The organism is Streptomyces hokutonensis, from assembly GCF_000376565.1.
Lineage (GTDB): Bacteria > Actinomycetota > Actinomycetes > Streptomycetales > Streptomycetaceae > Streptomyces > Streptomyces hokutonensis.
In genome coordinates, this window is sequence record NZ_BARG01000116.1 from 1 (window position 1) to 20,077 (window position 20,077).

The following is a 20,077-nucleotide window of genomic DNA, read 5'->3' on the forward strand; positions in this document are numbered from 1 at the left end:
CGGTGACTGGCCAGAAACCTCGAGTGAGCATCCGGCGCGCGCAGGGAAGGAAACGCTCATGACCACCCCCACCTCGCGCACCGCATCCCACCTCGCGGCCACCCTCCTCACCGCCACAGTCGCCCTCTACATCGCCCTCGTAGCGTTCGGGAACATCACGGACTTCGGGACCAATCAGCAGTTCGTGCGGCATGTGTTGGCCATGGACACGACGTTCAAGGACGACGATGTGATGTGGCGGGCGGTGACGAGCGAGGGGCTGCAGGACGCGGCGTACGTCGTGATCATTGTGTGGGAGACCGTTGCCGCGCTGGTGCTCGGCTACGGGACGTGGCTGTGGGTGCGGCGGGACGGCGAGCGGGCGCGGCTGTTCTCGACGTACGGGCTGGTGATGGTGATGGTGTTGTTCGGGGCGGGGTTCATCGCGGTCGGCGGTGAGTGGTTCGCGATGTGGCAGTCGAAGGACTGGAACGGGCTGGAGGCGGCCACGCGGGTGTTCCTGCTGAGCGGGGTCGTGCTGGTCGTCGTGCAGTTGACGGCGGACCGGTCCGCTACTTGACCACGATCACCTTGGTGCTGGTCGTGCCGAACGCCCACAGTGCCGCGCCGTCCGCCTTGCCCATGCGTACGCCGCCCGTTTCCTTGCCCGCGGCCGGTGGCGGGGACGAGCCGTCGACGGCGTTGGAGAAGGCGATGTTGAGGCCGGACTTGGTGGCGAAGTAGACGATGTTCTCGATCTGGACGCCGTCGGAGCCGGTCGTGGCGTCCTTGCGGACCGAGACCGTGTAGGTGCCGGGGTCGGGGCTCACCGTGCCGGGCCAGACCGCGAACGTACGGCCGGCCTTGTCGCTCGCGTCGACGAGCCAGACCCGTTTCTGACCGACGGAGTAGACGATGCGCCGCCCGGTGCCGGAGGAGGCGGGCACCGCGGCGGCCGTGACGTGCGGCTTGGGGGACTTGGACGCGTGCGCGGTCGCCGAGGCGCTGGGGCGGGCGGCGGACGCCTTCGGGTGCGGCCCCTTGTCGGCCTGCACGGCCAGGACCGTGACCGCGGCGATCGCTCCCACCGTCAGACCGGTCACCCAGACCTTCGAGGCAGGCACGGGCACGCATCTCCTCAGCTACTCACAGCCCCCACATCCCGATCGAACAGGGGTCGGATCATCGTACCGGCCCCTGTCCGACCGCCCGGACCCTCAGTCCAGCACCGGCAGCAGTTCCGGCAGGTGCCCGTCCGAGGCGGACGCGGCCCGCTGCCGTTCCTTGGGCACCTCCCCGTACAGCGTGGTGCGCGGCCGCGCCGGCCGGCCCGCGAGTTCCGCCACGGCGACCAGGTCACGCACCGACTTGTAGGAGCCGTACGACGAACCCGCCATGCGCGAGATCGTCTCCTCCATCAGCGTGCCGCCGAGGTCGTTCGCGCCGGAGCGCAGCATCTCCGCCGCACCCTCCGAGCCCAGCTTCACCCAGCTCGTCTGGATGTTGGGGATCCAGGGGTGGAGGAGGAGACGAGCCATCGCCACCACCGCTCTGTTGTCCCGCATCGTCGGGCCCGGGCGCGCGATGCCCGCCAGGTACACCGGCGCGTTGGTGTGGATGAACGGGAGCGTCACGAACTCCGTGAAGCCGCCCGTGCGTTGCTGGATTCCGGCGAGGGTCCGCAGGTGGCCGAGCCAGTGCCGGGGCTGGTCCACATGGCCGTACATCATCGTCGACGACGAACGGATGCCCAACTCGTGTGCCGTGGTGACGACTTCGATCCAGGTCGCCGTCGGCAGCTTGCCCTTCGTGAGGACCCAGCGGACCTCGTCGTCGAGGATCTCCGCCGCCGTACCGGGGATGGTGTCGAGGCCCGCCTCCTTCGCCGCCGTCAGCCACTCGCGGATCGAAAGGCCGGTGCGCGTCGCGCCGTTCACCACCTCCATGGGGGAGAACGCGTGGACGTGCATCCCGGGAACCCGCTCCTTCACCGCCTTCGCGATGTCGAAGTACGCCGTGCCGGGCAGGTCGGGGTGGATACCGCCCTGCATGCAGACCTCAACGGCCCCTACTTCCCAGGCCTGTTGGGCGCGGTCCGCCACCTGGTCCAGCGACAGGGTGTACGCGTCCGCGTCCGTGCGGCGCTGTGCGAAGGCGCAGAAGCGGCAGCCCGTGTAGCAGACGTTCGTGAAGTTGATGTTCCGCGTGACGATGTACGTCACCTCGTCGCCGACCACCGACTTCCGCACGTCGTCCGCGATCCGGGTCAGCGCGTCCAGCGCCGGGCCGTCCGCGTGCAGCAGGGCGAGGGCCTCCGCGTCGGTGAGCTTCGTGGGGTCGTCGGCCGCCGTCGCCAGTGCCTGCCGTACGTCCGTGTCGATGCGCTCGGGCACCATGCCGGGTGCCGCCGCCTCGCGCAGGGCGGCCCAGTCGCCGTAGACCTCGTCGAAGTCGTCACGGCGGTCGGTCGTACGGCCCTCCGTGTCGATGGACGCGTGCAGATCCGTACGGCCGGAGGACACGAACGCCTCCTCGGGCTCCTGCCAGGCGTGGCCCTCCACGACCGCGTCCTCACGGGCCAGGCCCGTCTCCGGGTCCGCCAAGGCCCGTACGTGCGGCAACAGGCGTGGGTCCAGCCAGGGTTCGCCGCGGCCCACGAACTCGGGGTAGACGCAGAGGCGTTCGCGGAGTTCGAAGCCCGCCTCGGCCGACTGCTCGCGCAGCAACTCGATCTGGGGCCAGGGGCGTTCGGGGTTCACGTGGTCGATGGTGAGCGGGGACACCCCGCCCCAGTCGTCGATGCCCGCGCCGATCAGGCGCTTGTACTCGGAGTCCACGAGGTTCGGGGGAGCCTGGAGGCAGGCCGACGGGCCCATGATGTGGCGCGCCACCGCGACGGTCGCCACCAGCTCGTCCAGCTCCGCGTCCGGCATGCCGCGCATCGCCGTGTCCGGTTTGGCGCGGAAGTTCTGGATGATGAGTTCCTGGATGCCGTGGTAGGACCGGGAGATCTTCCGCAGCGCGAACAGGGACTCCGCGCGCTCCTCGTACGTCTCGCCGATGCCGATCAGGATGCCGGACGTGAAGGGGACGGAGGAGCGGCCCGCGTCCTCCAACACCCGCAGGCGTACGGCGGGTTCCTTGTCCGGGGAGCCGTAGTGCGGGGCGCCGGGCTCGGACCACAGGCGGGTCGCGGTCGTCTCCAGCATCATGCCCATGGAGGGCGCCACCGGCTTCAGCCGCTGGAAGTCGGTCCAGCTCATGACGCCCGGGTTGAGGTGGGGCAGCAGGCCCGTCTCCTCCAGGATGCGGATGGAGATGGCGCGGACGTAGGCGATCGTGTCGTCGTAGCCGTGCGCGTCGAGCCATTCGCGCGCCTCCGGCCAGCGGTCCTCGGGCTTGTCGCCGAGGGTGATGAGGGCTTCCTTGCAGCCGAGGGCCGCGCCCTTGCGGGCGATGTCGAGGACCTCGTCCGGGGACATGAACATGCCGTGGCCGGCGCGGCGGAGCTTGCCGGGGACGGTGACGAAGGTGCAGTAGTGGCACTTGTCGCGGCACAGGCGGGTGAGGGGGATGAAGACGCTCTTCGAGTACGTGATCACGCCGGGGCGGCCGGCGGTCTCGAGGCCCGCGTCGCGCACCCGGGCGGCGGACGCGGTGAGGTCGTCGAGGGCCTCGCCGCGGGCCTGGAGCAGCACGGCCGCTTCCGTGACGTCGAGGGCGACGCCGTCACGGGCGCGTTTGAGGGCGCGACGCATGGAGTTCTCGGTCGGGCCGGTTCCGGAGCTCGCGGGTGTCGTCATCCTTCGAGCATACGATCGGTCTGATCAGGCCAAAGAGGGGCGCCCGATTCGTTCCGGCCGGGCAGGTCGTTACACGGTGTCACTGGCAGTGGGAGCACTCCGCCGTCCCCCGTTCCGGCTCCGGTTTCCCGACACCCGCCGATTCCCTTTCCTTGCCCGGGAGTTCACAGCCGACTATCAGAGTCGTACAGGTCACCTCTGCACCATCCCCGTCACTGACGACACCCCGGGAGCAGCAGCATGTGCGACGACGATCACGGAAACGGTCTCAACCGGCGCGCGCTGTTCGTGACGGGCGCCACCGCCGCGCTTACGTTGGGAAGCGTGAGCTTCGCGAGCGGCGCCGGGGCCGCGGCAGACGGCGACCAGGAGAGCCGAACGGTACGGGGCACCCTCCCGACCGGTTCGCCCGACTTCGTGTACGTCCCCGTCGAGGTCCCGGCGGGGGTCCGCGAGCTGAAGGTGGCGTACACCTACGACAGACCGTCCGTCCCGGCCGGCACCCAGGGCAACGCCCTCGACATCGGCGTCTTCGACCAGCACGGCACCGGTCTCGGCGGCCGGGGCTTCCGGGGCTGGTCGGGCGGGGCGCGCACGGAGTTCTTCGTCCGCGCCGACGACGCGACGCCCGGCTACATCCCCGGCCCGGTGCACGCGGGCACCTGGCACATCGCGCTGGGCCCCTACACGGTGTCCCCGCAGGGGCTGTCGTACGAGCTCACGATCACGCTCACCTACGGCGAACCGGGCGCCGCCCCGCGGCCGGTGTACCCGCCGGAGCGGGCGAAGGGGCGGGGCCGGGCCTGGTACCGGGGCGACTGCCATCTGCACTCCTGGTACTCGGACGGGCGCCGCACGCCCGCCGAGATCGCGGCGCTGGCGCGGGCGGCGGGCCTGGACTTCATCAACACGTCGGAGCACAACACGCACTCCTCGCACCCCCATTGGGCCTCGGAGGCGGGCGACGACCTGCTGATCATGCTCGGCGAGGAGGTCACGACCCGCAACGGTCACGTGGTCGCCCTCGGCACCGAGCCCGGCACGTTCGTCGACTGGCGCTACCGGGCCCGCGACAACCGCTTCGGCCGGTTCGCCCGCGAGATCCGCCGCGCCGGAGGGCTCGTGGTCCCGGCCCACCCGCACGCCACGTGCATCGGCTGCGCCTGGAAGTTCGGCTTCGGCGAGGCGGACGCGGTCGAGGTGTGGAACGGCCCCTACACGCCCGACGACGAGGTCGCCCTGGCCTCCTGGGACGCGACGCTCGTCGCCTCCGTCCGGGAGAACCGCGAGTGGCTCCCGGCGATGGGCAACAGCGACGCCCACCGCGACCCCGACGCGGTCGGCCTGCCCCAAACCGTCGTCCTGGCCGACGACTTGACGCGGGAGGCGATCCAGGACGGCATCCGCGCGGGGCGTTCCTATGTCGCCGAGTCGAAGAACGTCTCGCTCTCCTTCACCGCGACAGGGACGAAGGGCGAACACGCCGGAATCGGCGAGCGGTTGACGGTGCCCGCCGAAACCCCGGTGACGGTACGGCTGGAGGTCACCGGCGCCCCACGCTGCACCGCCCGCCTCGTGACCGACCAGGGCGTACTCCTCACCGGCGATCCCCTGCCGGTCACGGGCACGGGCACCCTGGAATGGCGGACGACTCCGGCCTACGCGGCTTACGTACGGGCCGAGTTGAGGCACGAGACGGCGGCGGGGCCGCTGCCGGGGGCGCTGGCGGCGTTCACGAATCCGATCTTCCTGGGCGGCGACGCCGATCGGTGAATCAGCCCGTTCCGTCGGTCAGGTCGACGACGACGGCCGCGTGATCCGTCGGCCACACCCCGTCGACCGGCCCGTCCCCCGCCCGCCGTACGCCCCGTACATGCCCGGGCCCGCCCTTCCCCGTCGGCACCACGAAGACGTAGTCGATGCGGACGCCGGGTCCGAACGTGCCCGCCACGTAAGGGTTCGCGAGGTCCCAGGTGGCGGAGGGAGCGCCCGGCTCGGCGAAGTCCCAGGCGTCGACGAGGACTTGGCCGGGTACGGGCGGTGCCGTCCTGTAGCCGCCGAAGAGGCGGATCTCGTCGGAGTCCGGCCAGGCGTTGAAGTCGCCGGTGACGACGGGCGGGAAGGGGCCGTCGCCGGTGTGTGCGGCGACGAACTCGGCGAGTGCGGTGACCTGTCGGCACCGTACGGCCGAGGCGTCGGTGGCGGAGGAGAGGTGGGCGGTGAAGAAGGGCACGCGGTGGCCCGGCGCGTCGAGCGCCGCGTACAGCGCGAGCCGGCCGCCGTCCCCGTCGCCCGGCGGCAGCGGCAGTACGGCCCGCTCGGCGATCGGCCAGCGGCTGAGGATCGCGTTGCCGATGCCGACGGTGGGGTCGCCGAGCCGGCGCTGCCAGAACCCGGGGTCGTGAGAGGCTCCCCAGGTCCAGTGCATACCGAGCTCATCGGCGAGCCACGCGGCGAGATTCGTCCCCTCGGCGTCCCACACCTCCTGCAACCCGACGACATCGGGCCGCAGTTCACGCAACACGGCGAGAATCGCCTTCTGCCGGGCCTCCCAGGGCCCGTACCGCCACCACAGATTCCATGTCACCACGCGCACGGCACCATTGAAGGACACGTCCCGGCCGATCACCAGGAGATCCGAGAACCGATGCCCCCGACCACCCCCGAGTCCAAGTACCGCACCGTCAGCCGAATCCAGCGCGTCCTGAACTCGGTCACCCGCCGTCTCCCCACCCAGACCGTCCTGGAGACCACCGGCCGCGTCTCCGGGCAGCCGCGCCGCACCCCGCTCGGCGGACGCCGTGTCGGCGACACCTTCTGGCTGGTGTCGGAGTTCGGCGAACTCTCCCACTACGTCCGCAACATCAAGGCGAACCCGGAGGTCCGGGTGAGGATCATGGGCCGCTGGCACACCGGCACGGCCCACCTCCTCCCCGACGACGACCCCCGCGCCCGCCTGCGCACCCTGCCCCGCTTCAACAGCGCGGCGGTGAAGGCGATGGGGTCGAGCCTGCTGACGGTGCGGGTGGATCTGCGGGACTGAGAGTCCGACCCCTCACCCCTGCCAGACGATCGCCTGCACCTCGCTGTACGCGTGCAGCGCGTACGACCCGACGTCCCGGCCGACCCCGCTCTTCTTGAAGCCGCCGAACGGGGCCTCCATGTTGCGGCCGACCGTGTTGACGCCCACGCCACCGGCCCGCAGCAGGCGTGCCACGCGGAAGGCGCGGGCGACGTCGCCGGACCAGACGTAGTCGATGAGGCCGTAGTCGCTGTCGTTGGCGAGGGCGATCCCTTCCTCCTCGTCGTCGAAGGGGACGACCACGACGACCGGGCCGAAGATCTCCTCGCGGACGACGCGCATCTCGGCGGTGCAGTCGGCCAGCACGGTCGGGGCCACCAGGAACCCCGGCCCGTCCGAGGGCCGTTCGCCGCCCGTGACGACCACCGCGCCTTCCTTGCGGCCGAGTTCGACGTACGACTCGACGCGCTCCCGGTGCGCAGCCGAGATCACCGGCCCGACCACCGTGTCCGGCGAGCGCGGGTCCCCGACCTTCAACCGGCCCGCGTAGGCGGCCAGTTGCTCGACAATCCTGTCGTACACGCCCCGTTGGGCCAGCACCCGCGTCGGCGCCGTGCAGATCTGCCCGCTGTAGAAGGAGAAGGTCGTACCGATACCGGAGACGGCGGACGCGAGGTCGGCGTCGTCGAAGACGACAGCCGCCCCTTTCCCGCCCAACTCCATCAACTGCCGCTTCATCCCCCGCCCGCAGACCTCGGCGATCCGCTGCCCGACCGCCGTGGACCCGGTGAAGCTGACCATGTCGACGTCCGGCGACTCCACGGCCGCCTCCCCGACCTCCACCGCACGCCCGTTGACCACGTTCACGACCCCGCGCGGCACCCCGGCCGCCTCCAGGGCCTCGGCCATCCGGTAGACGGACAGCGGATCCTGCGGGGCCGGTTTCACGACGACCGTGTTGCCCATGGCGAGGGCGGGCGCGATCTTCCCGGCGGGATTGGCCCAGGGGTTGTTGTACGACGTGATGCAGGTGACGACCCCGACCGGCTGCCGTACGGCGAGCGCCCCCATGACGGCCGCCCGCCCGAACGGCCCGGCCTCGTTGACCTGCGGCGCGATCGCCCACTCGGCCGGCTCCACGGTCGCGTACCGCCGGAACCGGGCGGCGGCCACGCCCACCTGCATGCCCCGCGCGGTCCCGGTCGTCGCGCCGGTCTCCGCCTGGGCGAGTTCGGCGTACGGCACCAGCGCGCCACGGACGAGGTCCGCCGCCCGCCCGAGGATCGCCGCGCGTTCCTCGGGCGGCGTACGCGACCACGGCCCGAAGGCCTCCCGGGCAGCCGCCGCGGCGGCGAACACCTGCTCCCGCGAGGCCTCCGGCGCCCACCCCACGGTCTCCTCGGTCGCGGGATCGACGACGGCGTAGTGCCCACCGTCCGGCTCGACCCACTCCCCGCCGACGAACAACCGCTGCCCATCGGCGACTTGAGTACTCACCGGGTGCTCACCGTCCTGGTGTCCCGCCCCGACCGCAGCACCCGCCCCGGCACGGACCCGCTCACCACATCTCCCCGGATCGCCTCGACTCCGTTGACCCACACGGCCGTCACCCCGATCGCCTTGGAGTCCAGCCGCGGACTGTCACCCGGCAGGTCGTGCAGCAGGGTGGCCTTGCCGGCGTCGATCCGTTCCGGGTCGAAGAGCACCAGGTCCGCATGCCAGCCCTCCCGCACCTGCCCGCGCTCCCGCAGCCCGAACAGCCGCGCCGGGTCGTCGGTCAGCATCTTCACGGCCTGTTCCAGCCCGACCAGCTTCCGCCCGCGCAGACAGTCCCCGATGAACCGGGTCGTGTACGGCGCCCCGCACATCCGGTCCAGATGCGCCCCCGCGTCGGACCCGCCGAGCAGCACGTCCTCGTGCTGCCAGGTCTCGGCACGCAGCGCCCAGGAGGCCGGGTCGTTGTCGGAAGGCATGGGCCACAGGACCGTACGGAGTTGGTCGGCCGCACAGATCTCGACCAGACACTCGAAGGGCTCCTGCCCCCGTTCCTCGGCGATGTCCTTGACCACCCGCCCGGTCAGCCCCTCATTGGCCTCGCTGTACGTGTCCCCGATCACATACCGCCCGAAGTTCGCAAGCCGCCGGAAGACCCCGGCCTCCTTGCTGTTGGCGCTCCGCAGCATCTCGGCCCGTACGCCGGGCTCGCGCAGCTTGGCGATCCGCTCGGGCACGGGGAGGCCCAGGATCGGCCCCCACCCGGGAATCAGGTTCAGCGCGCAGAAGGTACCGAGGGACATGTTCATGGGCGTGAGGATCGGCATGGTCAGCGCGACGACCCGCCCGCCGGCCTTCCGCGCCCGCTCACTGGCGAACAGCTGCCGGGGCACGCGCTCAGGTACGGCGGCGTCCACGGTGAGCACGTTCCAGTTCAGGGGCCGCCCGGCCACCGCGCTCATTTCGACGAACAGATCGATCTCCGCGTCACTGAACTGATCCAGACACCCGGCGACGATCGCCTCGATCTGCGTCCCCTCGTGCTCCCCGACGGCCCGTGAGAGAGCCAGCAGTTCCTCCGGCCGGGCATGCCGGGAGGCGACCGGCTGCCCGTCGCCGTCCGAGTGGGTGGAGGACTGCGTGGTGGAGAACCCCCAGGCACCGGCGTCCATGGCCTCGTGCAACAGCCCCACGATCTCGGCGAGTTGCTCCTCAGTGGGCTGCCCACCGACGGCATCCGCCCCCATCACATACCGCCGCAGCGCACAATGCCCCACCATGAACCCGGCGTTGACCGCGATCCGCCCCTCCAGCGCGTCCAGATACTCCCCGAACCCACGCCAACTCCAGGGCGCCCCCTCCTCCAGCGCGACCAGCGACATCCCCTCGACCTTGGACATCATCCGCCGCGTGTAGTCGGCGTCCTGCGGCTTCAGGGGCGCGAGGGTGAACCCACAGTTCCCGGCGGCGACGGTCGTCACCCCGTGATTGAGGGAGGGCGTGGCGTACGGGTCCCAGAACAGCTGGGCGTCGTAATGGGTGTGGGGGTCGACGAACCCGGGCGCGAGGACGAGACCGGCGGCATCTTCGGTGGTGCGGGATTCCTCGGTGACAGCACCGATGACGGCGATCCGACCGTCGCGGATACCGACGTCGGCGACGAATGCGGGCGAGCCGGTCCCGTCGACAACGGTGGCACCTTTGATGACGTGATCAAGCACGAGGCTCAGCTCCTCAAACTCCGGCCAGGGGCACTCACCTAGGGGCGCGGGGCTGTGTCGATTTGCGGCTACCGCCGCGTGAGCGCGACCAGCCCCCACGCACCCGCACCCCGCAACGAAAGATCAGGCGGCTTGACGGAACCGCGTGGTCCGGTGAACAGGATCCGTGTCGATCTTCGGAATCACGTGCTCCCCGATCAACCGAATCGTCTGCAACGTCTCCTCCTTCGGCACCCCCACCGGCAACCCGAAGCTCAACTGATCCGCCCCGGCCTGCTCCCACCGCTTGCACTGCGTGAGCACCTCGTCCGGATCCCCACAGATCAACAGCTCTTCCTCCACGAGGAGTTCGACGAACTCCGGCGTGTACTCGGGCAGAGTCTCCGGCCACACCGGGAACCCCTCAGGCCGAGGAAACGTGTCGTGGTACCGGAAGACCAGCGAGGGCAGATAGTGCAGCCCCCCACTCGTCGCGATCCGGATCGCCTCGTCGTGCGTGGGCGCACAGATCGCGGTCGTGGTCACCATCACGTTGTCGTTGACGAACGCGCCCACCGGCTCGGCGTTCACGATCGCCGTCTTGTACTGCTCCAGCACCCACTCCATGTCGGAGACCTTCTGGATGCTGAACCCGAGCACACCGAGCCCCTTGCGCGCGGCCATGGCGTACGAGGGCGGCGACCCGGCGGCGTACCACATCGCGGGGTGCGCCTTCCCGTACGGCTTCGGCAGGACCTTCCGCGGCGGCAGCTGCCAGTGCTTGCCCTGGAAGCCGACGTACTCGTCCTGGAGCCACATCTTGGGGAACTCGGCGATGGTCTCTTCCCAGATCTCCTTGGTGTAGTTCATGTCGGTGACGCCCGGTATGAACCCGAGGATCTCGTGCGAGCCCGCACCTCGCCCGCTGCCGAACTCGAAGCGGTTGCCGGAGAGATGGTCGAGCATGGCGACCTTCTCGGCGACCTTCACCGGGTGGTTGACCTGGGCGAGGGGGTTGAAGATCCCCGACCCCAGGTGGATGCGCTCCGTCGCGTGGGCGAGGTAGCCGAGGTAGACGTCGTTCGCCGAGAGGTGCGAGTACTCCTCCAGGAAGTGGTGCTCGGACGCCCAGGCGTACTTGAAACCGGACTTGTCCGCCTGGATGACGTACTCGGTCTCCTCCATCAGCGCCTTGTGCTCGGCCAGCGGGTCCGTCTCGGCCCGCTTGCCCACGTATCCCTGTACAAAGAGCCCGAATTCCAAGGAGGTTCACCGTCCCAAGTCCAGGTGGTCCCTATGAGTGCTACGACTTTCTGACGTAGCGTCAGATTCGTCAATAGATGACGCCCCGTCAGATGCAGTCGGGTGGACGGGGGGGACGTCAGATGACACTGACCCCCGCCAGCCACCCCCCGTCGATCACGAACGACTGCCCGGTGATGTACGACGAGTCGTCCGACGTCAGGAACAGCGCGAGGCGGGCGACCTCCGCCGGCTTCCCGATCCGCCCGAGCGGCACGAGCTTGCGGTACAGCTCGTCCAGGGCCCGGGACATCCCCTCCACGTCGGCGTCCGGGTCGAGTTGGGCCGGATTGGACATCGCGGTGTCGATGGCGCCGGGACACATCGCGTTGACCCGTATCCGCCGGTCGGCCAGCTCCAGGGCCGCCACCCGCGTGAGCCCGAGGATCGCGTGCTTGGTCGCCGCGTACGCCCCCACGGCCGCCATCCCCGTAACCGCCGTGTACGAGGCCGTGTTGACGATCGTGCCGCCGTCCTCCATCGCCGCCGCCACGGTCTTGATCCCGAGAAAGCACCCGACCTGATTGACCCGCACGACCTGCATGAACTCATCGAGCGGTGTGTCCACAAGGGAGTTGAACCGCAGGATCCCCGCGTTGTTGACCAGCCCGTCGATCCGCCCGTACGCCTCCTTCGCGGCGCCCACGGCGGCACTCCAGTCCGTCTCCTCGCCGACATCGAGATGGACATAGGACGCGCCCAATTCCTTGGCCAGCGCCTCCCCTTGCTCATCCAGCACATCCGCCACGACGACGCTCGCACCCTCCGCCGCGAACAGCCGCGCCTCCTGCTCCCCCTGCCCGCGCGCCGCTCCGGTGACGATGACGACACGCCCGTCCAGCTTGCCCATGCGGGCCTCCTCGGGATCGGTGGTTGCGGGCATCGTAGCGCCGTATCTGACGAAGCGTCAGATGCAGGGAGAGGCACCTTGCACGCGAGAGAGGCCTTGCACAAGCACACTTGAAGTGACCCTGGAGTAGGGACATTTGACCCTGGCCATACCTCTGCTTGACTCCAAGAATGCCGGGTATGGCAAAGCGGAGATTGCGCAACAGGAAAGTCAGGTACGTGGCGATCGGTGCCGCACTCGCCACCGGTGGAGCGATCGTCACCCTGCTGCCGTCGGCGAACGCGGCCGACGCGAAGACGCCGGACCAGATCATGACCATGTGTGAAAGGTCCGCCGTGGTGAATGGCGAGAAACGGTCGGTGGAGGATTTCGGCGGCGCCTTCGCCGACGGTTTCCAGGCCGACAACTGCGATTACGTCGAGACGAATTTCGAGACGTTCGACGGTCCCACCGAAAAGGCGTCGATCGACTTCCCGAACTGCGAGCCGAACGCCACCGATCCGGCCAAGGTCTCCATCACCTGGTCGTCGACGGCGGCCCAGGGACAGGGCAAGTACGTCTCCACCCAACAGGGCGCCGCGGGCGGCCTGTTCGGATTCCTCAGCGGGTCCTGGAGCAAACACAAGGGCACCCTCGACATGACCGTGAAGTCGGCGACGGCCGGTGACACGGAGGCGCGGGACGTACCGGTCGGCAAGGTGCTCCACATGGAGTTCACGCCGAAGCTGCAGCGCATGACCGGCGAATGGCGGGTGCGCATCGACGCCGATCCCGGCAGTTTCGCCGTGAACCCCTCCCCCGAACAGAACTTCGTGGCACCGGACGTCGTCGAGGGACCGGTCGTCCTGCCGGGCGCAGCGGGCGCCCCCGGTGTCGTGGACGGCACCTCCAAGGCGGTCCTGGAGGACTGCTGAGCCACCGGCCGACCCTCACGAACCCACAGCTCAACTCCCTTGAAACCCCCAGGAGATACCCATGTCCCGGACCGGCCGCAGCAGAAGCCACCGGAGCAAGAAGAAGCGCGTCACCCTGATGCTGGCCCCCGTGGCGGCGCTCGCGGTGATCGTCCCGCTGATGAACCAGGCGAACGCCGCCACCCCGTCCGAAGTGAGCGCCGACTGCTCCGCGGACTCCGACAAGCTGGCCGACTGCCGGTTCGTCGACGTCCAGTTCAAGGCGAACAGCCTCGGGCCGAACGAACGTGTCTCCCCGGTGAGCGACAACTGCGGTTCCACGAGCACCGCGTCGAAGACCTTCAACATCAGTACGTCCGTGACGCGCACCCTCCAGGTGGAGGAGGGCACCGTGACCGATGCCGGCACGAAACTCGGGAGCTCGCTCTTCGAAGTCGGCCTGGAATACAGCACGTCGACCATCAACATCACGCGTGACGACAAGACGACCACGCTGGCGTTCAGCCGCACGGACACCGTGCAGGCGGACAGCACCGCCTTCTTCATGTGGTCGGCCAAGCGCACCGATGTCAGCGGATTCCTGAAGGCCACGTACAAGGAGGCGCAGGACGGCCAGACGGTGTTCTTCGCGCCGAGCGAGGGCGCCGCGACCGTGCACGTCTTCTATCCGCAGATCCTGAACAACGGAACGCCCGACGGGCGCCTTTGGCTGCGAAACGTGAAATGCGGCACCGCCGCGGCCGACAGCGCACCGAATTCGACGAAGGCCCTCCAGGACGCACAACCCGGATTCGGCGAGGGCGGCGCCGATGTCACCGATGTGGAAATACCGCTGACGGAGGTCCCGGCACCCTGATCCGGCGGTCCCGGACGGTTCTCAGGTGCGAAGCACGGGCGTGGTTCCCAGCCAGCGCAGGACCGCGTCCGTGCCGCTCCTGGCGTCCAGCTTGGCGTAGATGTTGCTGAGGTTGTTGCGGACGGTCTTCTCGCTCAGCCGTAATCGCTGCCCGATCTGCCGGGCGCCCAGACCGGTCGACAGCAGCTCCATGATCTGCTGCTCGCGCGGCGAGAGCAGCGCGCGCAGCCGCTGCATCGCGTCGTCGGTGGCGGCCATCCGACCGGCCCCCTCCCGCAGGGCGTCGCAGGCGGACGGAGAGAGATAGGTGTGCCCGACGGTGGCCGCGACCACCGCCGAGGACATCATCGCGGGGCAGTGGTCGCCCTCGACCAGATAGCCCGCCCCGGCCCGGAACACCTCGACCACCGCTTCGGTGTCCCGGCGCGGACTGACCACGAGCACGGGGACACTCCGGGTGCGGAGGACCTCCAGCAGCCCGGGGAAGGACACGGCCGGATCCTCGCAGTGCAGCACGACGACGTCCGCGGTGGTCTCGGCCAGCCCGTCGTAGGGCGGGGAGACACGCAGCACCCCGCTCACGTACGGATCGTCCGGGGGCGGCCAGTCCTCGTGCGGCCAGGTGCAGCCGGCGGAGGCCAGGGCGACCACGAATCGCTGGGAGGATCGCACGTGAGGGGTCCTTCCGCCGGAGCCATGACGTCCGTACGTCCATACATACGCGGCTCGGCGTGACCATGTTCAAACGGCCCGTGATCATGTTGAAACAGTTTGTGATCAGAGCAGGGGCCCCACCTCGGCACCGAACTCGGCCATCTGGTCGGTGAGTTCGGCCCGGCCCCGGTTGCGGAACCGCACCTGGATCTGGTCCACGCCCATCTCCCCGTAGGCGCGCAGCGATTCGGCGAGCGCTTCGGGGGCTCCGGTGAGTGTGCGCCGCCCGACCTCCCACCCCGGGTCGCCGACGTACAGCGGCTCGGTGATGGCCCCGAACGTGAACGGCCCTTCCACGGCGGCCTCTTCGCGAAGTCGCCGTATCCGCTCGATCTGTGCGGGCAGCTTCTCGCGCGGGTCGCCCTGCGGCAGCCAGCCGTCGGCCCTGAGGGCGGCCCGGCGTACGGCGGCGGCCGAGGAGCCGCCGACCCAGATCGGCACGTGTTCCTGCTGGGGCCTGGGCCGCTGCCCCAGCCCCTCGAAGTCGTACAACTTGCCGTGGTGCTCCGGGAATTCGTCCGGGCCGAGAGCGGCGCGCAGGGCGTCGATCGACTCGTCGAGGACGGGCCCGCGCCGGTCGAAGTCGACGCCGAGCGCCTCGAACTCCTCCCGTACGTGCCCGGCGCCGACCCCGAGGAGCAGCCGGCCCCCGCTGAGGTGGTCGAGGGTGGCGTACTGCTTGGCGGTGATCAGCGGGTGGCGCAGCCCGACGACCGCGACGTGGCTGAGCAGTTGGACCCGCTCGGTCACGCCCGCCAGGAAGGAGAGGGTGGCGACGGGGTCGTACCAGATGGTGCTCATCGCGGCGGCGAGGCGGCGCGGTACGCCGACGTGGTCGCAGCCCGCGATGTAGGCGAAGCCGGACCGGTCGGCGGCGCGGGCGATCTCGACGAGGTCGGCGGGGCCCGCGTCGGCCTCCCAGGGTTCGGCGTAGATGGTGCTCTGGGACTGGACGGGCAGCTGGATGCCGTAGGCGAGGCCGCTCATGCGGGCCCGCCCCACAGGCCTTCCGGCGTCAGCCCCAGCAACTCGATCGCGTTGCCGCGGACGATCCGCTCGACCACGTCCGGCGCCAGGTGCCCCATCTGTGCCTCGCCGACCTCGCGGGACTTGGGCCAAGTGGAGTCGGAGTGGGGGTAGTCGGTCTCGTACAACACGTTCCCGACGCCTATGGAGTCGAGGTTCTTCAGGCCGAAGGCGTCGTCGAAGAAGCAGCCGTAGACGTGCTCGGTGAAGAGTTCGGACGGCGGGCGGTGGACCTTGTCGGCGACGCCGCCCCAGGCGCGGTTCTCCTCCCAGACCACGTCGGCGCGCTCGAGGATGTAGGGGATCCAGCCGATCTGGCCCTCGGCGTACATGACTTTGAGGTCGGGGAAGCGTTCGAACTTGCCGCTCATCAGCCAATCCACCATGGAATAGCAGCAGTTGGCGAAGGTGATGGTGGAGCCGACGGCCGGCGGGGCGTCGGCGGAGGTCGACGGCATACGGCTGCTGGAGCCGATGTGCATGGCGATGACCGTCCGCGTCTCGGCGCAGGCCGCCAGGAACGGGTCCCAGTCGTCGGTGTGGATGGAGGGCAGGCCGAGGTGCGGGGGTATCTCGGAGAAGGCGACGGCGCGGACGCCGCGGGCCGCGTTGCGGCGGACCTCGGCGGCGGCCAGCTCCGCGTCCCAGAGCGGGATCAGGGGGAGGGGTATCAGGCGGCCCCGGGCCTGCGGGCCGCACCACTCCTCCACCATCCAGTCGTTGTAGGCGCGCACGCAGAGCAGCCCGAGTTCGCGGTCGGCGGCCTCGGTGAACGTCTGGCCGCAGAAGCGCGGAAAGGTGGGGAAACACAGCGCGGACTGGACGTGGTTGACGTCCATGTCGGCGAGCCGGGACGGAACGTCGTACGAACCCGGCCGCATCTGCTCGTAAGTGATGACTTCGAGCTTGATCTCGTCCCTGCTGTAGCCGACGGCGGTGTCGAGGCGGGTGAGCGGGCGGTGCAGATCCTCGTACACCCACCAGTCGCCGATCGGCCCGTCGTCGCCCGGTTCGCCCATCACGGGCTTGAACCGGCCGCCGAGGAACGTCATTTCCTTCAGCGGCGCGCGCACCACGCGTGGGCCGGTGTCCAGGTACTTCTTGGGCAGCCGGTGCTGCCAGACGTCGGCGGGCTCCACGGTGTGGTCGTCGACGGAGATGATCAGAGGGAGGGTCGCCTGGTCGGAGTTCTGGGTGTCCATGGCGCCACGGTAGCGCCGATCTGACGACCCGTCAGCTAGCTGGATCCGGGTTCGGGGCGCTCGGTTCTGTGCGGAACTGTGCGTGAGCCGTGTGAGGGGCTTGTGATATCCCGCGTGCCGACCTGTGAGCGGTGTCTCCGAGTGCTGACGCGACCGCCTCCAACAAGGCAAACTGTCGTAGTTATCAGGCATGCCTAGGGGGAACGGCGATGGACGGTGGACCGCGAGTACCGGAGCAGCGGCGCCCCGACTCCGACTCGGAGGAGTCGACGGGCCTGCGCTTCAGCGTGCTCGGTCCGGTACGTGCCTGGCGGGGCCCCGATTCCCTCAACACCGGCTCGCCCCAGCAACGCGCCCTGCTGGCCGCGCTGTTGCTGCGCGAGGGCCGCACGGCGACCGCCGCCGAGCTGATCGACGCCCTGTGGGGCGAGGAACCGCCCTCGCAGGCGCTGGCCGCGGTGCGGACGTATGCGTCCCGGCTGCGCAAGGTGCTGGACGCCGGGGTGCTGGTCAGCGAGTCGGGCGGGTACGCCGTACGGGGCCTGCCCGAGGGCGCGTTGGACGTGGCGACGGCACAGGAACTGGCGACGGAGGCGGAGAAGGCGAAGTCGGCGGGCGACCTGTGCCACGCACGGGACGTGCTGGGCCGCGCGCTCGCGCTGTGGGACGGGGAGGCGCTGGCCGGCGTGCCCGGCCCCTACGCGGAGGCGCAGCGCGTCCGCTTGGAGGAGTGGCGGCTCCAACTCCTCGAATCCCGCCTCGACATGGACCTGGAGCAGGGCTGCCACGCGGAGGCCGTCAGCGAGTTGACGGCCCTCACGGCCGCGCATCCGCTGCGCGAACGCCTCCGTGAGCTGCTGATGCTCGCGCTGTACCGCTCCGGCCGCCAGGCCGAGGCGCTCGCGGTGTACGCCGACACCCGGCGCCTGCTCGCCGACGAACTGGGCGTGGACCCGCGCCCGGGCCTGCGCGAACTCCAGCAGCGCATCCTCCAGGCCGACCCCGGCCTCGCGGAACCGTCCGCCCCGGCGCCGGAGACCGCGCCCGCACCGGTCCGCCCCCACCAACTCCCGGCGACCGTACCGGACTTCACCGGACGCGCCGCCTTCGTGTCCGAACTGAGCGAGGTCCTCGCCTCGGCCGAGGGCCGCGTCATGGCGGTCTCCGCACTGGCCGGCATCGGCGGCGTCGGCAAGACGACCCTCGCCGTGCACGTCGCCCACCAGGCCCGATCCGCCTTCCCCGACGGCCAGTTGTACGTCGACCTCCAGGGCGCGCGCTCCCGCTCGGCGGAACCCGAGACCGTACTGGGCGCGTTCCTGCGGGCGTTGGGCACGGCCGACTCCGCGATACCCGACTCGCTGGAGGAACGCTCGGCGCTGTACCGGTCGGTGCTGGACGGCCGCCGAGTCCTTGTCCTGCTGGACAACGCGCGGGACGCGGCACAGGTGAGGCCGCTGCTGCCCGGGACGGAGGGCTGCGCGGCGCTGGTGACTTCGCGGGTGCGGATGGTGGACCTGGCGGGGGCCCACCTCATCGACCTCGACGTGATGTCCCCCGAAGAGGCGTTGCAGCTCTTCACGAAGATCGTGGGCACCGAACGCGTCGCGGCCGAACGGGAGTCGGCCCTGGACGTTGTCGCGGCCTGCGGCTTCCTGCCGCTCGCGATCCGCATCGCGGCGTCCCGGCTGGCGGCCCGCCGCACCTGGACGGTCTCGGTCCTCGCGGCCAAACTCGCCGACGAGCGCCGCCGCTTGGACGAGCTCCAGGCCGGCGACCTCGCCGTGAAGGCCACCTTCGAGCTGGGCTACGGCCAGTTGGAGCCGGCCCAGGCCCGCGCCTTCCGCCTCCTCGGTCTGGCCGACGGCCCGGACATCTCCCTCGCCGCCGCAGCGGCCGTACTGGACCTGCCCGTCGAGGAGACCGAGGACCTGCTGGAGTCCCTCGTCGACACGTCCCTGGTGGAGTCGGCGGCTCCAGGGCGGTACCGGTACCACGACCTGGTGCGGCTCTACGCGCGTGCGTGCGCCGAACGGGACGAGCGGCCGCCGAGCGAGCGGGATGCGGCGATTTCTCGGTTGCTGGACTTCTATCTGGCCACCGTCTCGGGCGTCTACCTGATCGAACGGCCCGGGGACCGGCTGGTGGACCACCTGGAGCCCAGCGGGTACCCGGGGCTGGTGTTCACGGACCGGCACGCGGCGCAGGACTGGCTGTACGCGGAGGCGATCTGCCTGCTCGCCTGCGTACGCCAGGCCGGCCGTCCGGGCACACTGCGACGCGCCGTCGACGTCCTGTGGGCAGCGGTCGACCTGGCGGAGTCCGGCACCAACTCCAAGGAGTACGAGGCGGTTGCCGTGCTGCTGCGCAACACGGCGCGGGAGGCGGGGGATTCACGTACGGAGGCACGCGCGCTGACGCTGCTCGCCTTCGTGCACCACATCTCCGGCAGCAGGTTCGACGTGGCGCTCCAGGAAGCCGAGCAGGCAACGGAGTTGGCCACGGCGGTCGACGATCCGCTCACCGGCTGCTGGTCCTCCAACATCAGCGGTGTCGTCGCGCTGTACCAGAACCGGCACGAAGAGGGCGCCGCCCACTTCACCCGGGCCATCGAGAACTTCCGCGCCCTCGGGGACCGCCCCGGCGAGGCCAGCGCCCTGTGCAATCTCTCGCGCATCCACCTGGCGACCTCGCGGACGGCGAGCGCGGTGGCGCTGGCCCAGCAGGGCACGGCGATGTACGACGACATGGGGCACGACCTGCGGGGCGCCAACGGCCGGTACGCCCTGGGACTCGCGCTCACCCAAAGCGGCCAGCTGGCCGAGGCGACCGAGTGCCTCAACCAGGCCCTCCAGGTATTCCGGGACAGTCGCCAGCGCCTCTGGGAAGGCATGACCCTCTTCCGGCTCGCCGAACTCGACCTGGCGGCACGCCGTCCGGCGCAGGCCGCTGTCAACGCCGAGGCGGCCCTGACGCTCCTGCGCGGTATCGGCGGCGAGTGGCGGCGGGGCAACGTCCTCACCGTGCTCGGCCGCGGCCTCGACGGCATCGGGCAACTCGGCCGTGCCCAGGTGTGCTGGCGTGAGGCCCTCGGCATCTTCGAGACGCTGGGAGCGCCCGAAGCGGACCAGGTGAGGGACCTGCTGACACCGACAGCGGCGGCCTGACGCCGACGGAGCCGCCCCGCGTCGGCAGGGTCGTTCATCGTTCGTTTA

16 protein-coding genes are annotated in these 20,077 nt (G+C 70.2%); 6 read left to right on the top strand and 10 right to left on the bottom strand.

Going from position 1 to position 20,077, the window contains the following annotated elements; translation table 11 throughout:
* The first annotated feature begins 58 nt into the window (after positions 1–58).
* Positions 59–559 carry a DUF2165 domain-containing protein gene (locus tag SSP08S_RS51480; RefSeq protein ID WP_019075476.1) on the top strand — a complete coding sequence of 167 codons (501 nt, stop codon included), beginning with the start codon at positions 59–61 and terminating at the stop codon, positions 557–559.
* On the opposite strand, the gene SSP08S_RS51485 is transcribed toward SSP08S_RS51480, so the two are convergent.
* Positions 552–1,103: a hypothetical protein gene (locus SSP08S_RS51485; protein WP_019075477.1), complete on the bottom strand. Its 552-nt coding sequence runs from the start codon at positions 1,101–1,103 to the stop codon at positions 552–554. The genes SSP08S_RS51480 and SSP08S_RS51485 overlap by 8 nt on opposite strands.
* Positions 1,104–1,196: 93 nt before the next feature.
* On the bottom strand, positions 1,197–3,782 hold the full coding sequence (locus SSP08S_RS51490) for a bifunctional FO biosynthesis protein CofGH (RefSeq protein WP_019075478.1): 2,586 nt from the start codon (positions 3,780–3,782) through the stop codon (positions 1,197–1,199).
* Between the two features lie 240 nt (positions 3,783–4,022).
* On the opposite strand from SSP08S_RS51490, the gene SSP08S_RS51495 reads away from it, so the two are divergent.
* Positions 4,023–5,555 (top strand): CehA/McbA family metallohydrolase, encoded by a 1,533-nt coding sequence (locus SSP08S_RS51495; RefSeq protein ID WP_019075479.1) that lies wholly within the window; start codon positions 4,023–4,025, stop codon positions 5,553–5,555.
* Between the two features lies 1 nt (position 5,556).
* On the opposite strand, the gene SSP08S_RS51500 is transcribed toward SSP08S_RS51495, so the two are convergent.
* Positions 5,557–6,378 carry an endonuclease/exonuclease/phosphatase family protein gene (locus SSP08S_RS51500; RefSeq protein ID WP_043260436.1) on the bottom strand — a complete coding sequence of 274 codons (822 nt, stop codon included), beginning with the start codon at positions 6,376–6,378 and terminating at the stop codon, positions 5,557–5,559.
* A gap of 51 nt (positions 6,379–6,429) precedes the next feature.
* On the opposite strand from SSP08S_RS51500, the gene SSP08S_RS51505 reads away from it, so the two are divergent.
* Complete coding sequence (locus SSP08S_RS51505) at positions 6,430–6,825, top strand: nitroreductase/quinone reductase family protein (protein WP_019075481.1); 396 nt, start codon at positions 6,430–6,432, stop codon at positions 6,823–6,825.
* A 12-nt stretch (positions 6,826–6,837) separates the two neighbouring features.
* On the opposite strand, the gene SSP08S_RS51510 is transcribed toward SSP08S_RS51505, so the two are convergent.
* From SSP08S_RS51510 to SSP08S_RS51525, 4 genes are all read right to left on the bottom strand, one after another.
* Complete coding sequence (locus SSP08S_RS51510) at positions 6,838–8,301, bottom strand: aldehyde dehydrogenase family protein (protein WP_043260435.1); 1,464 nt, start codon at positions 8,299–8,301, stop codon at positions 6,838–6,840.
* Positions 8,298–10,019 (bottom strand): N-acyl-D-amino-acid deacylase family protein, encoded by a 1,722-nt coding sequence (locus SSP08S_RS51515; protein ID WP_019075483.1) that lies wholly within the window; start codon positions 10,017–10,019, stop codon positions 8,298–8,300. The genes SSP08S_RS51510 and SSP08S_RS51515 overlap by 4 nt, the downstream gene beginning before the upstream one ends.
* A gap of 123 nt (positions 10,020–10,142) precedes the next feature.
* Positions 10,143–11,261 (bottom strand): LLM class flavin-dependent oxidoreductase, encoded by a 1,119-nt coding sequence (locus SSP08S_RS51520; protein WP_078532873.1) that lies wholly within the window; start codon positions 11,259–11,261, stop codon positions 10,143–10,145.
* A gap of 118 nt (positions 11,262–11,379) precedes the next feature.
* Entirely contained in the window at positions 11,380–12,150 is a 771-nt protein-coding gene (locus SSP08S_RS51525) for an SDR family NAD(P)-dependent oxidoreductase (RefSeq protein WP_019075485.1), read from the bottom strand.
* A 179-nt stretch (positions 12,151–12,329) separates the two neighbouring features.
* On the opposite strand from SSP08S_RS51525, the gene SSP08S_RS51530 reads away from it, so the two are divergent.
* Complete coding sequence (locus SSP08S_RS51530; RefSeq protein WP_026179549.1) at positions 12,330–13,064, top strand: hypothetical protein; 735 nt, start codon at positions 12,330–12,332, stop codon at positions 13,062–13,064.
* 61 nt (positions 13,065–13,125) lie between these two features.
* Complete coding sequence (locus SSP08S_RS51535) at positions 13,126–13,920, top strand: hypothetical protein (protein WP_019075487.1); 795 nt, start codon at positions 13,126–13,128, stop codon at positions 13,918–13,920.
* A 21-nt stretch (positions 13,921–13,941) separates the two neighbouring features.
* Here the strand turns inward: SSP08S_RS51535 and SSP08S_RS51540 are convergent, their stop codons facing one another.
* The 3 genes from SSP08S_RS51540 to SSP08S_RS51550 all read right to left on the bottom strand — a co-directional run bounded on the left by SSP08S_RS51540 (position 13,942) and on the right by SSP08S_RS51550 (position 16,862).
* Positions 13,942–14,592: a response regulator transcription factor gene (locus SSP08S_RS51540; protein ID WP_026179550.1), complete on the bottom strand. Its 651-nt coding sequence runs from the start codon at positions 14,590–14,592 to the stop codon at positions 13,942–13,944.
* 105 nt (positions 14,593–14,697) lie between these two features.
* Positions 14,698–15,621, bottom strand: a complete 924-nt coding sequence (locus SSP08S_RS51545; RefSeq protein ID WP_026179551.1) for a TIGR03619 family F420-dependent LLM class oxidoreductase — start codon at positions 15,619–15,621, stop codon at positions 14,698–14,700.
* Positions 15,618–16,862, bottom strand: coding sequence for an amidohydrolase family protein (locus SSP08S_RS51550; protein ID WP_019075489.1), 1,245 nt, complete (start codon positions 16,860–16,862; stop codon positions 15,618–15,620). The genes SSP08S_RS51545 and SSP08S_RS51550 overlap by 4 nt, the downstream gene beginning before the upstream one ends.
* A gap of 209 nt (positions 16,863–17,071) precedes the next feature.
* Between SSP08S_RS51550 and afsR the strand changes: the two genes are divergently transcribed.
* The gene (gene afsR / locus SSP08S_RS51555; protein WP_019075490.1) at positions 17,072–20,029 is read left to right on the top strand and encodes an SARP-family global regulator AfsR; all 2,958 of its coding nucleotides are present in this window, start codon (positions 17,072–17,074) and stop codon (positions 20,027–20,029) included.
* Positions 20,030–20,077 lie beyond the last annotated feature (48 nt).